Origin of the sequence: Methylobacterium guangdongense (genome assembly GCF_038442355.1) — a bacterium.
In the GTDB taxonomy this organism is placed as follows: Bacteria; Pseudomonadota; Alphaproteobacteria; order Rhizobiales; family Beijerinckiaceae; genus Methylobacterium; species Methylobacterium guangdongense.
The window spans coordinates 182,870-196,084 of the sequence record NZ_JBBXMX010000006.1 but is presented as its reverse complement, the minus strand read 5'-3'; the positions used below and the strand labels follow the sequence as shown (position 1 = coordinate 196,084).

11 protein-coding genes are annotated in these 13,215 nt (G+C 71.3%); 3 read left to right on the top strand and 8 right to left on the bottom strand.

The window, feature by feature from the left end; all coding sequences use genetic code 11:
* Positions 1 to 33: 33 nt before the first annotated feature.
* Positions 34 to 1,413 carry an argininosuccinate lyase gene (argH, locus tag AAHG09_RS14330; protein WP_342108008.1) on the bottom strand — a complete coding sequence of 460 codons (1,380 nt, stop codon included), beginning with the start codon at positions 1,411 to 1,413 and terminating at the stop codon, positions 34 to 36.
* A 42-nt stretch (positions 1,414 to 1,455) separates the two neighbouring features.
* Here argH and tlpA point away from each other — a divergent pair, with 42 nt between their 5' ends.
* The gene (tlpA, locus tag AAHG09_RS14325; RefSeq protein WP_342108007.1) at positions 1,456 to 2,097 is read left to right on the top strand and encodes a thiol:disulfide interchange protein TlpA; all 642 of its coding nucleotides are present in this window, start codon (positions 1,456 to 1,458) and stop codon (positions 2,095 to 2,097) included.
* A 198-nt stretch (positions 2,098 to 2,295) separates the two neighbouring features.
* Positions 2,296 to 4,053: a carbamoyltransferase family protein gene (locus AAHG09_RS14320; protein ID WP_342108152.1), complete on the top strand. Its 1,758-nt coding sequence runs from the start codon at positions 2,296 to 2,298 to the stop codon at positions 4,051 to 4,053.
* A gap of 61 nt (positions 4,054 to 4,114) precedes the next feature.
* On the opposite strand, the gene AAHG09_RS14315 is transcribed toward AAHG09_RS14320, so the two are convergent.
* The 4 genes from AAHG09_RS14315 to AAHG09_RS14300 form a co-directional block, all read right to left on the bottom strand.
* Positions 4,115 to 4,474, bottom strand: a complete 360-nt coding sequence (locus AAHG09_RS14315) for a hypothetical protein (RefSeq protein ID WP_412760039.1) — start codon at positions 4,472 to 4,474, stop codon at positions 4,115 to 4,117.
* Between the two features lie 109 nt (positions 4,475 to 4,583).
* Positions 4,584 to 5,261, bottom strand: a complete 678-nt coding sequence (locus AAHG09_RS14310) for a haloacid dehalogenase type II (RefSeq protein WP_342108006.1) — start codon at positions 5,259 to 5,261, stop codon at positions 4,584 to 4,586.
* A gap of 70 nt (positions 5,262 to 5,331) precedes the next feature.
* Positions 5,332 to 6,858, bottom strand: a complete 1,527-nt coding sequence (gene murJ, locus AAHG09_RS14305) for a murein biosynthesis integral membrane protein MurJ (RefSeq protein WP_342108005.1) — start codon at positions 6,856 to 6,858, stop codon at positions 5,332 to 5,334.
* Between the two features lie 407 nt (positions 6,859 to 7,265).
* Positions 7,266 to 7,865: a superoxide dismutase gene (locus AAHG09_RS14300; protein WP_091718287.1), complete on the bottom strand. Its 600-nt coding sequence runs from the start codon at positions 7,863 to 7,865 to the stop codon at positions 7,266 to 7,268.
* Between the two features lie 301 nt (positions 7,866 to 8,166).
* Here AAHG09_RS14300 and AAHG09_RS14295 point away from each other — a divergent pair, with 301 nt between their 5' ends.
* Positions 8,167 to 9,048, top strand: a complete 882-nt coding sequence (locus AAHG09_RS14295; protein ID WP_342108004.1) for a hypothetical protein — start codon at positions 8,167 to 8,169, stop codon at positions 9,046 to 9,048.
* Here the strand turns inward: AAHG09_RS14295 and AAHG09_RS14290 are convergent, their stop codons facing one another.
* The 3 genes from AAHG09_RS14290 to metK form a co-directional block, all read right to left on the bottom strand.
* Complete coding sequence (locus tag AAHG09_RS14290) at positions 9,049 to 10,761, bottom strand: sensor histidine kinase (protein WP_342108003.1); 1,713 nt, start codon at positions 10,759 to 10,761, stop codon at positions 9,049 to 9,051.
* Positions 10,762 to 10,946: 185 nt separating this feature from the next.
* On the bottom strand, positions 10,947 to 11,702 hold the full coding sequence (gene trmB / locus AAHG09_RS14285; protein ID WP_342108002.1) for a tRNA (guanine(46)-N(7))-methyltransferase TrmB: 756 nt from the start codon (positions 11,700 to 11,702) through the stop codon (positions 10,947 to 10,949).
* Positions 11,703 to 11,970: 268 nt separating this feature from the next.
* Positions 11,971 to 13,149, bottom strand: a complete 1,179-nt coding sequence (metK, locus tag AAHG09_RS14280; RefSeq protein ID WP_342108000.1) for a methionine adenosyltransferase — start codon at positions 13,147 to 13,149, stop codon at positions 11,971 to 11,973.
* Positions 13,150 to 13,215 lie beyond the last annotated feature (66 nt).

Below are 13,215 nucleotides of genomic sequence, written 5' to 3'. Positions count from 1 at the left end.
CCTTTGGTCGAGACCGGGACATCAAACGGGCCATCAGCTCAGCCGCGCGATCCAACCCTGCGCCTGCTGGCGCACATTGTCGGGCGCGGTGCCGCCGTAGCTCGTGCGGCTCGCCACCGAGTTCCCGACGCCCAGCACCGCGTAGACCGCCTCGGTGATGCGCGGCTCGGCCTCCTGCATCTCGGGCAGCGACAGCGCCTCCAGCCCGACCCCCTTGGCGGAGGCCGCGCCGACGAGGCGGCCGGTGACGTGGTGCGCCTGCCGGAACGGGAGGCCGAGCTCGCGCACCAGCCAGTCGGCGAGGTCGGTCGCGGTGGCGTAGCCGGACCCGGCGGCCAGGGCGAGGATCTCGGCGTTGGGCTCCAGATCCTGCACCATGCCGGTCATGGCGGCGAGGCACAGGGACAGGGCCTGAAGGGCGTCGAACGTGCCCTCCTTGTCCTCCTGCATGTCCTTCGAATAGGCGAGCGGCAGGCCCTTCATCACGATGAGCAGGCCGGTCAGCGCGCCGATGATCCGGCCGGACTTGGCCCGCACCAGCTCGGCGGCGTCGGGGTTGCGCTTCTGCGGCATGATCGACGAACCGGTGGTGAACCCGTCCGACAGCCGCACGAAGTTGAACTGGGCCGAGGTCCAGACCACCAGCTCCTCGGCGAAGCGCGACAGGTGCACGGCGCAGATCGAGGCCGCCGCCAGCGCCTCCAGGGCGAAGTCGCGGTCGGCCACCGAGTCGAGGGAATTGGCGGTCGGCCGGTCGAAGCCAAGCGCCGCCGCGGTGGCGTGCCGGTCGATCGGGAAGGAGGTGCCGGCGAGGGCGGCGGCGCCGAGCGGGCACTCGTTGAGACGCGCCCTTGCGTCGCGGAACCGGCCCCGGTCGCGGGCCAGCATCTCGACATAGGCGAGGCAATGGTGGCCGAAGGTCACCGGCTGGGCGGATTGCAGGTGGGTGAAGCCCGGCATCACGGTGTCGGCGTGCTTCAGCGCCTTGTCGGCCAGCGCCCGCTGCAGGTCGGCGGCCTGCTGGTCGAGGGAATCGAGGGTGTCGCGCACCCAGAGCTTCATGTCGGTGGCGACCTGGTCGTTGCGCGAGCGCGCCGTGTGCAGGCGCCCGGCGGCCGGGCCGACGATCTCGGTCAGCCGGCTCTCCACCGACATGTGGATGTCCTCGAGCTCGCGCTTGAATACGAAGCGCCCGGCCTCGATCTCGTCGCGCACGGACTTGAGCCCGGCCTCGATCGCGGCCACATCCTCTGCCGGAAGGATGCCGGCTTGGCCCAGCATCGCCACATGCGCCAGCGAGCCGCGGATATCCTGGGGCGCGAGGCGCTTGTCGAATCCGATGGAGGCGTTGATCTCCTCCATGATCTCCGCCGGGCCGCTCGCGAAGCGGCCGCCCCACATCCGGTTGCTCATGTCGATCCTTCCGCGCCCTGAACGTCCCGGCAGGCAAAGCTGATGCCCGGCCGCACACCCATCCTGGCCGGCGCGGGCGTCGCCGCGCTCGCCGTCCTCGGGATCGCCCTATACGGGAGCGGTCTCCTGCCCGGCAACACGGGCGGGGCGCTCCAGCCCTGCGCCGCCGCGAAGCCGGCGCTGGCCCGGGTCGACGCGGCGTCCAAGGGCGAGGTCGCCGCCATGCAGGCGCCCGCGCAGGCCAGGCCCGCCCCCGAGATCCGGTTCAAGGGCCCGGACGGGGCCGAGACCGGGCTCGCCGACCTCAAGGGAAAGCTGCTGCTGGTCAATCTCTGGGCGACGTGGTGCGCCCCCTGCAAGGCCGAGATGCCGGCGCTCGACCATCTCCAAGCCCAGCTCGGCGGGCCGGATTTCGAGGTCGTCGCCATCAACGTCGACACCCGCAACCTGGAGAAGCCGCCGGAATGGCTGAAGCAGGCGGGCATCCATGACCTCGCCTTCTATGCCGATCCGGGCGGGCGGGTGCTTCCGGCGATCCAGCGCGACACCCAATCCCCCGGCCTGCCGACCACGATGCTGGTCGACGCGCAGGGCTGCACCATCGGGGTGATGAAGGGGCCGGCGGCGTGGTCGAGCCCGGATGGGCTGGCGCTGATCCGCGCAGCCCTGGGGCGGACGTCCTAGTGCATCGAACCAGACGGAGGCTTCAGCCGAGTCTGGAAAATTGATGCTCGAACAATGGGCTAGTGCTCACTCGCATGAACGAAGTGAGTGCGTCTGAGCACTAGGCCCGCCTCCGGGGCGCCAGGATCCAGCGGGCAGCGGCACTTCTCGCACGGACCGGGCTCCGTCCGGCGCGAAAATGCGCTACGCCGCGTGCGTATGCGCTTCTATCTCGGCCTCGCCACCACCTTCCACGATCCCGCCCTCGCCCTGGTCGGACCCGACGGAACCCTGCTGTTCGCCGAGGCCGCGGAGCGCGTCCTCCAGTACAAGCGCGCGCCGAACTGCGAGCCGGACGCCCCGTCGCAGATGGCCGCGCTGCTGAAGGCGCATGTGCCGCCGGGCTCGGAACTCGTCATCGCCTCCACCTGGGGCCCGCAATTCACCGACTTCCTGCGGGGACAGGCCGGCGCCGGCACCTTCGACCTGATGGCGCTCGCCGCCCACACCACCGCGCTCAACCGCTCCTTCGTGCCCGAGCAGGCCGAGCGGGTGTTCATCGCCGACCTCCACGGCGCGCAGGAGCGGGCCGGCCACGGGACGCTCCTCGCCCTGAACCAGGAGGCCCGGATCACCGGTGCGGCACCCCGGGCGACGATCGCCGGGCAGCGGCGCTATCCGCACCACCTCTGCCACGCCGCCTACGGCCTCTGGGGCAGCCCGTTCACCGAGGCCACCGCCCTGGTGGTCGACGGCATGGGCGAGACCGGCGCGGCGGCGATCCACCGGCTGTCGGATGGGCGGATCACCGAGCTGCGCCGCCACCGGGGGCGCGGGTCCCTCGGCTTCCTGTACGGGCTGATCACCGATCTCGCGGGCTTCGATCAGGTGAAGGGCGAGGAGTGGAAGATCATGGGGCTCGCGCCCTACGGCCACCCCGATCCGGACCTCGCCGCCCTGCTCGGCCGGCTCTGCACGGTGGAGGGCCACCGCCTGCACTACGCCGATGCGGAGACGATCCGGGCCGTCGCCGAAGAGATCCGCGCACGCCGCCCGGCCGACGCATTGGAGAACGGCTGGGCCGATCTCGCCCGCTGCGGCCAGGATCTCTTCGGGACCCTGATGGACGCGCTGGTGGCCGAGGCCTGGGCGCTGGCGCCGTCCGAGAACCTCGTGATCGCCGGCGGCTGCGGGCTGAACTCGTCCTATAACGGCCGGGTGCTCGGCCGGTCCGGGTTTTCGCGGCTGCACGTCCCCTCGGCCCCGGCCGATGACGGCAACGCGGTCGGGGCCGCGTGGCTCGCCTACGCGGAGGACCATCCGGGCTGGGCCGGGCCGCCGCAGGACCAGCGCCCGCTCACCCCCTATCTCGGCTCCCGGGTCTCGACCGCCCCCATGGAACGGCTCGCCGAGCAGGAACCGCGGGCCAAACGGATCGGCCACGCGGAGGCGACCCGCGCCGCCGCCGAGATCCTGGCCGAGGGCGGCCTCGTCGGCTGGGTGCAGGGGCGGGCCGAGTTCGGGCCCCGGGCCCTCGGCAACCGCTCGATCCTGGCCGATCCGCGTCCGGAGGGCGCCAAGGACGCCCTCAACGCCAAGGTGAAGTATCGCGAGGCCTTCCGGCCCTTCGCGCCGTCGATCCTGGCGGAGGCCGGGCCGGACTGGTTCGAGGACTACGCCGACAGCCCCTACATGGAGCGCACCCTTGTCTGGCGGGAGGCGGTCCGCCCCCGCGTGCCGGCGGTGGTGCATGCAGACGGCACCGGCCGCCTCCAGAGCGTCACGGCCGCGCGCAACCCCGCCTACGCGGCCCTGATTGCGGCCTTCGCCCAGATCACGGGCGTGCCGATCCTGCTCAACACCAGCTTCAACGTGATGGGCAAGCCGATCCTCCACGGTGCGGAGGACGCGATCCTGATGTTCTACACCACCGGCCTCGACGCCCTGGTGGTCGAGGATTGGCTGGTGGTGAAATGAGACACGCCGCGCCCGGGAGGGACGCGGCGCGTGCTGTGGTGCTGCAACCGGTGCGAAAACCTTACTCGCAGACCTCGACGCGGCGGTAGGTGAACTCGCCGTCGCCGAGCCATTCCTTGCGGCGCTCGTAGTGGCAGATCGGGCCGCGGCGCTCGCGGATCACGACGGGCTCGGGCTCCTCGACCACGACGCGGCGCGGACGGTACTCCGGCGGCGGGGGCGGCGGCGGGTTGTGGGCGCCGTTGATGAGGGCGCTGCCCACGACACCGCCGACCACGCCGGCCGCGAGGCCGCCGACGATCGCGCCGGTCTGGTCGCGGGCGGTGGCCGGGGCGACGGCCCCGAGCACCAGGGTCGCGGCCAGGGCAGCGGCCCCGGCGCGAATCATCGTGAAGGAACCGTTGAAGGACACGCGCAACATCTCCCGTTCGTGTTGAGCACACCTCAACACCGGGAGGATTAAAAATCCCCAAAGCCACCCGCGGCGGTCGTGTGCCGAATGAACCGGACGGTTCCGGCCGCGGACCGTATCAGAGCAGCCCGTCGAGGCTCTCCACCACCACGCCCGGGGGAAGATCGGCGTATTCCTCGGGCAGCCCCTTCCGGTTGACCCAGGCGGTGCGGAACCCGAAGGCGGCGGCGCCCGCAACGTCCCAGCGGTTCGAGGAGCAGAACAGCACATCGCCCGCGCCGACCGCCAGCCGCGTCAGGGCGCTCCGGTAGGCGTCGGGATGGGTCTTGAACACCTGCGCGTCGTCCACCGACAGGACCGCGTCGAGGTGGTCGGCCAGCCCCGCCGAGGCCACCGCCCGGTCGACCATGGCGGCGTTGCCGTTGGTCAGGATCGCGGTGCGGATGCCGCGCTTCTGCAGGGCCGCCAGCACGCCCGGCACCTCCGGATAGGCCTCGAGGTCGCGATAGGCATCGAGCAGCCGCTCGCGCAGGCCGGGATCGACCTTCGGGTGGAGCGCGAGCGCGTAGTCGAGGGCCCGCACGGTGAGGTCCCAGAACGCGGCGTAGCGGCCCATCAGCGCCAGGGTCCAGCTGTATTCGAGCTGCTTGTTGCGCCAGACCTCGGACAGGTGGTCGGCGTCCGGCCCCACCGCCTCGGCGTAGCGCTGAACCGCGGCGTTCACGTCGAACAGCGTGCCGTAGGCGTCGAAGACGGCGGCCTTCACGCCCGCGAGAGGTCCTGATGCGTCGGTCATGGCGGTCCTCATGGGGTGCTCTCGCCCGATCTGGGGCCGGGACCGCGCCGCGGCGAGCCCGACCTTTTTCTCATGCCCGGCGCAGGCGCAGGCCGAACAGGTGCAGCAATCCTGCCAGCAGGCCGCCATAGACGACCGCGCCGGCCAGCCCGAGCAGCAGCAGCACGACGATTTCGCGCCCGTGCGTCAAGGCCGGTACGATCGCCTGCACAACCCCCTGGCCGTAAATGGCGACGACCGCCAGCCCGAGGCAGGCGAGCGCCACCCCCGCGACGGTGAGCCCCAGGGTGCGGCCCGGGGCCGTCCAGTTCCGGCGCTTGGCGAGCACCAGCAGGAGGATCAGGTTGACCCATTGGGCCACCGCCGTGGCCAGCGCCAGCCCGGTGACGCCGTAGGGGCCGGTGAGCCAGAGCTTGAGCGCGACGTTCACCGCGATCGCCGTGAGCGAGGCCCAGAGCGGGGTCTTGGTATCCTGGCGGGCATAGAAGCTCGCCGTCGCGCTGCGGACCAGCACCACGGCCGGCAGCGCGAAGCCGTAGGCGGCGAGCACCGAGGCCGCCCGGGCGGCATCCTCCGCGCTGAAGGCCCCGCGCTGGAACAGGGCCGCCATGATCAGGCCCGGAATGGTCAGGAACGCCACGGTGAACGGCGCCGACAGGGCCAGGGAGAATCCCGCCGCCCGGTTCTGCGCCGCATGCGCCCCGGCCACGTCCCCGGCGGCGATCCGGCGGCTCATCTCGGGCAGCAGCACGGTGCCGGCCGCGATGGCGATGACCCCGAACGGGAGCTGATAGAGCCGGTCGGCATAGTAGAGCGCCGAGACCGCCCCGGTGGGCAGCCAGCTCGCGATGATCGTGTCGGCGAAGGCCGCGATCTGGAAGCCGGCCGAGCCGATCACCGCGGGTCCGAGCACGGCGAAGAAGCGGGTCAGCGCCGGATCGAGGCGCGGCACCGCGAGGTCCGGCATCACCCGGACCCGCCGGCAGCCCCACCAGAGCAGGCCGAACTGGAGCACGCCCGAGACGGCCACACCCCAGGCGGCGGCGTAGGCGGCATTCGGGAACAGGGCGCTAAGGCCCAGGGCGGCCAGCATCGCGAGGTTGAGCAGGACCGGGGCGCCGGCCGCCACGGCGAAGTGCCGGTGGGCGTTGAGGATGCCCGACAGCAGCGTCACCAGCGTCATGAACAGCAGGTACGGGAAGGTGATCCGGGTCAGCGCGACCGCGAGCCGGAAGCGCTCGCCATCCTCGGCGAAGCCCGGCGCGAGCGCATGGACCACCCAGGGCATCGCCGGCAGGGCGAGGTTGAGCAGCACGAGCTGCACGATCAGCATCAGGGTGAAGACCCGATCGGCGAACCGGTGCGCGTCCCCCGGGGCGCCCGCCTCCGCGAGCCCGGCATAGGCCGGCACGAAGGCGGTGTTGAACGCGCCCTCGCCGAAGATCGCCCGGAAATGGTTCGGCAGCCGGAACGCCACCACGAAGGCGTCGGCCATGGGCCCCGCCCCCATCACGGCGGCCATCACCACGTCGCGGGCAAAGCCCGTGACGCGCGAGACCAGGGTCCAGCCGCCGACCGAGAGGATGGAGCGGATCATGAGCGTGCATGCCAACGGAATGGCTGCCGCCGCTGGCCACCGGAAGCCGTCGACGTCGCTGAAGAAGAGGCGCGACAGGCTTCGCGCGTCTCCCTCCCCCCTCTGCGGGGGAGGGTGGCCCCCGAAGGGGGTCGGGAGAGGGGAGCAACGCGCCAGAAGAGAACGCCGACCCTCATGAAGCTTGCGCCGTATCCTGAACCCGCGCTCCCCTCTCCCGACCCCTGCTGACGCAGGGGCCGCCCTCCCCCGCAGAGGGGGGATGGGGTGAAGGCTGAATCGTTGCGCAACAAGAAAATGGCCGGGCCCTTCTGCACCGGGTCATCCGGCGATGCGCGCATCAAGAGCCGGTTTCGTCAGCCACCTCAAGGGTGCCGCGGACACGAAGCCCGCGGCATCGGCTGAACGCCTCAGGCGGTCGCCTCGGCGTACATCTTCTCCACGTGCTCCCAGTTCACGAGATTCTCGATGAACGCCTTGAGGTAGTCGGGCCGGCGGTTGCGGTAGTCGATGTAATAGGAGTGCTCCCACACGTCGACGCCGAGGATCGGCTTGGCGCCGTGGACCAGCGGGTTCTCGCCGTTCGGGGTCTTCATGATCGCGAGCTTGCCGTCCTTCACGGCGAGCCACGCCCAGCCCGAGCCGAACTGGCCGACACCCGCCTGGATGAAGTCCGCCTTGAACTTCTCGGCGCCGCCAAGATCCTCGTCGATCTTCTTGGCGAGCGCGCCGGGGATCGCGCCGCCGCCGTTGGGCTTCATCCACTGCCAGAAGTGGATGTGGTTGTAGTGCTGGCCGGCGTTGTTGAAGAGCGGCTGGTTCGTGTTGTAGGCGGCCTTCACGATCTCCTCGACGCTCTTGCCCTGGAGATCGGTGCCCTCGAGCAGCTTGTTGCCCGTATCGACGTAAGCCTTGTGGTGCTTGTCGTGGTGAAACTCGAGGGTTTCCTTCGACATGTACGGCCCGAGCGCGTCGTAGGCGTAGGGCAGTTCCGGCAGGGTGAAGGTCATCGCGTCTGTCTCCGCTTGGCAAGGAACATGGGCAGGGGGCAGCCTCGTCCCCGGCGGGGGCTCCCGAGTCGAGAGACCGCTAGGTAAGTCGGGCGCCGCAGGACGGCAACGCCGTTCCGGGCCGGCCCGGCGCGAAGTCCCCAAATCCGGGGGGCCGAGCCGCGCGGGTTCGCCCGCAGACAACCGGCGGAGGGCGCTATCCCGGGTGATCTCGCCATCCGGTTTTGCAATCTCCCGGCCAGGCCTTACTGTACGCCATGCCTTGAGGGCCGGCGGGGGCCGGCACGTGCCAGAGAGTCTCATGATCGCTGCGCTGTTCGCGCTCGCCGCCGCCATGATCATCGGGGGCTGCGCCGCCGTGATCCAGGGCTTCCCGTATGTCCGGCTGGAGAGCGGCCTCGCGATGGTGATCGCGGGCTCGGTGGCGGCCTCCTCGGGGGCGGTCCTGCTCGGTCTGGGCGTGCTAGCCCTCAGCTTCCGACGCGTCGCGCGGGCGATCGCGCAGGTCCCGGCCTCCGGGCCGCGGGACACCGCGCCCGAAGCCGCATCGATGGCCGCGCCGATGACCGCGCCCGGCACGATGCCGGCCGCCGACGAGGGCCGGGGCCGGCCGCCTATCTTGCCCGCGGCCCCCGCCTTCATCGTGCCGTCGGTGGTCGAGCCGCCCTTCGATCCCGAGCGCCCGCGGATCGAGCCGAACCTCGATCTCCGACCGGAGCCCGTCGCGCCGGTGCCGGCCGACCTGCCGAAGCCGGTCCGGGGCGAGCTGACACCGCAGCCCCCGGCACCGCCCGCGATCCCGCGGGGACCGGCCCTGCCGCCCCGGGAGCCCCCCAGGCTCGAAATGCCCCAGCCGGCGGCGCCCGGACCCGGGGCGGTTCAGCCCCCAGGCGTGATCGCGCCGGAGGACGATCTGTTCGCCGCGCCGGACCCCTTCCCGGGACCGGAGGCGGAACCCGCCGCGCCGCCAGCGCCTGCGCCGGAACCCGCGCCCTCGGCCTTGAAGCCGGAGGCGCGCACCGTGGTCGGTCGCTACGCCTCGGGCGGCAACACCTACGTGATGTTCGAGAACGGCTCGATCGAGGCGGAGACCCCGCAGGGTCGGTTCACCTTCGCGTCGCTGGACGAGTTGAAGGCCTTCGTGGACGGCGGCGGCGAAGCCGGCACGCGGGGCGCGGCCTGATCAGACCAGCGGGTTGAGGCTGTCGTTGCGCGGCGGGATCGGGGCCCGCATCGTGAGGGTGAAGCCGCCGGGGGCATAATCGGTCGTCACCTCGGCCTGAACCTGCGCGATCAGGACCCGCTGGAGCAACCGCGAGCCAAAACCCTGACGGCTCGGCGGCGCAACCGGCGGACCGCCGGTTTCCTGCCAGGAGAAACGCAGGATCCCGGCCGGCCCGCCCGGCTCCAGCGTCCAGTCCACCGCGACCCGCCCGGTACGGTTCGAGAGCGCCCCGTACTTGGCGGCGTTGGTGGTGAGTTCGTGGATCGCCATTCCGATCGGCACCGCGATCTCGGACGGCAGGTCGATCGCCGGCCCCGCCAGGCTGATCCGGCCCTCCGCGCCCCCGTCCGCGGTCACCTCTGCATAGGGCTTCAGCTCGTTGAGCAGGAGGTTCTCCAGCGAGGCCATCTGCCAAGTGTCCTCGGTCAGCACCGAGTGGGTATGGGCCAGCGATTTGATGCGCCCGACGAAGGCCTCGTAGAAGCTCTCGATGCTCGACGCCGTCCGCGCCGTGGAGCCGACGATCGCCTGGACGGTGGCGAGCGTGTTCTTCACCCGGTGGTGCAGCTCGCGGATCAGCAGGGTCTGGCGCTCCTCGGCGAGGCGACGGTCGGTCACGTCCGCGACCACGCCGATGAGGCGGCGCGGCAGGCGGCCGGGGGCGTCGCGCTCGAACCGGCCGGCCATGTCGATCGTACGCCACGCGCCGTCCGACTTGCGCCGGATGCGGCCGCCGATCTGCAGGATCCCGTCCTCCCGCAGCGCCCGCGAGATCGCCTTGCGCACGCCCGGCCGGTCCTCAGGGTGGAGGATGTCGTTCAGGAACTCGGCCTTGCCGATGGTGCCGTCCTCGGGCGCGTGCCCGAAGATCTCGTACATGTGCTCGTTCTCCCAGATCGCCTGATCCTCGAGCATATGCCACTCGAAGATGCCGAGCTTGGCGATCGTGGTGGCGACCCGCAGGCGCTGGTCGCGCGACAGGATCTCGTCCCGGGCCTCGACCCGCGTCGTGATATCCTGAATGACGCCGACCATGCTGACAGGCTCACCGTCGGGGCCCGGCACCGCCTGCCCCCGGACCCGGAGGATCACGGTGCGTCCGGCCACCGTGATGGGCGTGTCGAACTGGTAGGGCGAGCCGGTCACGCCCGCCTCGGCGGTGAGCGCGCTCAGGCGCGTGTGTTCGGCCTCCGACAGGCTGGTCTTCATCTCCTCCCACGACACGGAGCGGCCCGGTGGCCGGCCCAGGATCCGCGCCGCGCGGCGCGACAGGGTGAGGAGGCCCGTCGCCCGGTCCCAGCGCCATTCCCCGAGGCCCGCGGCGGCGAGCGCCTCGCTGTTCGCCTCGGAATGGGCGGCCGCATCCACGTCCACGGCCTCGACCACGAGCGTGCGGCCGGACCGGTGCACCCGCACGTCGAGGGGGCTGCCATCCGCGTGCCGCCAGACCTGAAGACCGGTCCGAAGACCGACTGGGCCTTCGCCGAGCACCTCGGCGGCAGCCCGCCCAGGCAGCGTGCCCGGCGCCCAGCCGATCAGGTCGTGCAGGGTCCGGTTGGCGGCCACGATCACGGTTTCGTCCGCCGACAGCACGAGAAGGCCGATCGCAGCCTCATCGAAGCCGGTGCGATACGGGTCGTCCGCCGGGCCCTGGCCCACCCACTCACTCACTTGGACGAATCCTCGAACGCGCCGCAGCGCGCTCCCGCAGGAGATGGCCCCTCGCCCATCGCGACTGGCGACCGGATCTCAGGATGGAGCCCGAGCGTGGCCGTGGCAAGGTGGTCTCCCGGCATTGCGACGCCCCCTCACCTGTGGGCTTAGAGCGCAGACGGGCGAAGGGGAAGCCGGGCGCGTCAGACCGAAGGTTCGGACCCGCGGGGCAACCGGACAAATTCCAGGTAGGTCGGCCGCCGTCCGGCCGCCAGCGCCTTGGCCTCGTAGCGGGTGCCCGGCCAGCCCGGGAAGGGTTGCGTCCAGTCCGACGCGCCCCGCGCCGTCCAGGTCAGGGTCGGGCAGCGGGCGGCCCGCACCAGGGTCCAGCCGGCATAGTCGTCGATGTCGCTGGCGAAGCGGAACAGGCCGCCATCCTTGAGGACCCGGCCGATCTCGGCGAGCGAAGCGTCCGACACGAACCGGCGCTTGCGCTGGCGCCGCTTCGGCCAGGGATCGGGATAGAGCAGGTAGACCCGATCCAGGCAGGCATCCGGCAGGCGCGCCAGCAGGGCGGTGACGTCCTCGTCGCGGATGCGGACGTTGCGGAGGGACCGCGCCTCAACCGCAGCGAGGAGCTTCACCACGCCGTTGACGAAGGGCTCGGCCCCGATGAACCCGGCGTCGGGATGGGCTGCAGCCTGCGCGGCGAGGTGCTCCCCGCCGCCGAAGCCGATCTCCAGCCAGAGCGTCTCGGGCGGAGCCGTGAGGTCGGGGAAGAGCGTGCGCGGATCGAGGGTCCGGCCGTCCGGCGGCAGGGTCACGCGCAGCTTGGGCAGCAGGTCGGCGAGGCGCCGCTCCTGCTCCCCGCGCAGGCGCTTGCCCTTGCGCCGACCGAAGAAGGCGCGCTCCGCCTCCTCGGCCGGATGAGCAGGGTGTCCAGACTTGTCGGTGTCCAATGGCTCAGCACACGTGAAGAATGACGCAACCCTTTCCCGGACACCTGGAGCGTCAGCGGACGGTGATGCGGGATCCAGCGCCCGGCACGCCGCGAAGCGGCACGATCAGGTCGCTCGGCATTCGCGGGCACGAGTTTCCCAGCCGGACGCTTCGCGTCGTCCTATGCTGGGTCCCGGATCGCATTCCGCTGACGCTTCATGCATCCGGGACAGGGGCGGCGCCGAACATACGGCCCGCCCCTCCCTATTCATCCCCGGCGTGGAAGGCTCAGGCCAGCGCCGACTTCAGCTTGTCGGCGAGGTCCGTGCGCTCCCAGGAGAAGCCGCCATCGGCCTCCGGGGCGCGGCCGAAATGGCCGTAGGCCGCGGTGCGGGCGTAGATCGGCTTGTTGAGGCCGAGCGCCGTGCGGATGCCGCGGGGCGAGAGGTCCAGGGCGTCCATCAGGACGGCTTCGAGCTTCGCCTCGTCCACGTTCCCGGTGCCGTGCAGGTCCACGTAGATCGAGAGCGGCTTCGAGACGCCGATCGCGTAGGCGAGCTGGATCGTCGCCCGGCGGGCGAGCCCGGCGGCCACGACGTTCTTGGCGAGGTAGCGGGCCGCATACGCCGCCGAGCGGTCGACCTTCGTCGGATCCTTGCCCGAGAACGCGCCACCGCCGTGGGGGGCCGCGCCGCCGTAGGTGTCCACGATGATCTTGCGGCCGGTGAGGCCGGCATCGCCGTCCGGGCCGCCGATCACGAACTTGCCGGTCGGGTTCACGTGCCAGGCGGTGCCCTCGTTGACCCAGCCCTCCGGCAGGGCCTTGCGGATGTAGGGCTCGACGATGGCGCGCACGTCCGCCGAGTCCAGGGACTCGTCGAGGTGCTGGGTCGAGAGCACGATCTGGGTCACCTCGACCGGGCGGCCGTTCTCGTAGCGGACCGTCACCTGGCTCTTGGCGTCGGGGCCGAGCTTGGCGGCATCGCCCTGCTTGGCCCGGCGGGCATCGGCGAGGTCCTTGAGGATCCGGTGGGCGTAGAAGATCGGGGCCGGCATCAGCTCCGGGGTCTCGTCGGCCGCGTAGCCGAACATGATGCCCTGGTCGCCCGCGCCCTCGTCCTTGTTGCCGGCGGCGTCGACGCCCTGGGCGATATCGGCCGACTGCGCGTGCAGATGGATGGCGACGTCGTTGTTCTTCCAGTGGAAGCCCGACTGCTCGTAGCCGATATCCTTCACCGCCTCGCGGGTCAGGGCCTCGAGATCCTTGAAGGTGACCGAGTCCGGCCCGCGCACCTCGCCCGCGATCACGATGCGGTTGGTGGTGGCCAGCGTCTCGACGCCGAGCCGCGCCTCCGGCATCGCCGTCAGGTAGGCGTCGACCACGGTGTCCGAGATCCTGTCGCAGACCTTGTCCGGATGCCCCTCGGAGACGGACTCGCTGGTGAACAGGTAGTTGGAACGCGGCATGGACGGCCTCGGCTGCAGAGCACGCCGGCGCGATCGCGGCGCTTGACCCTTCTTGGGGTCGGGGTT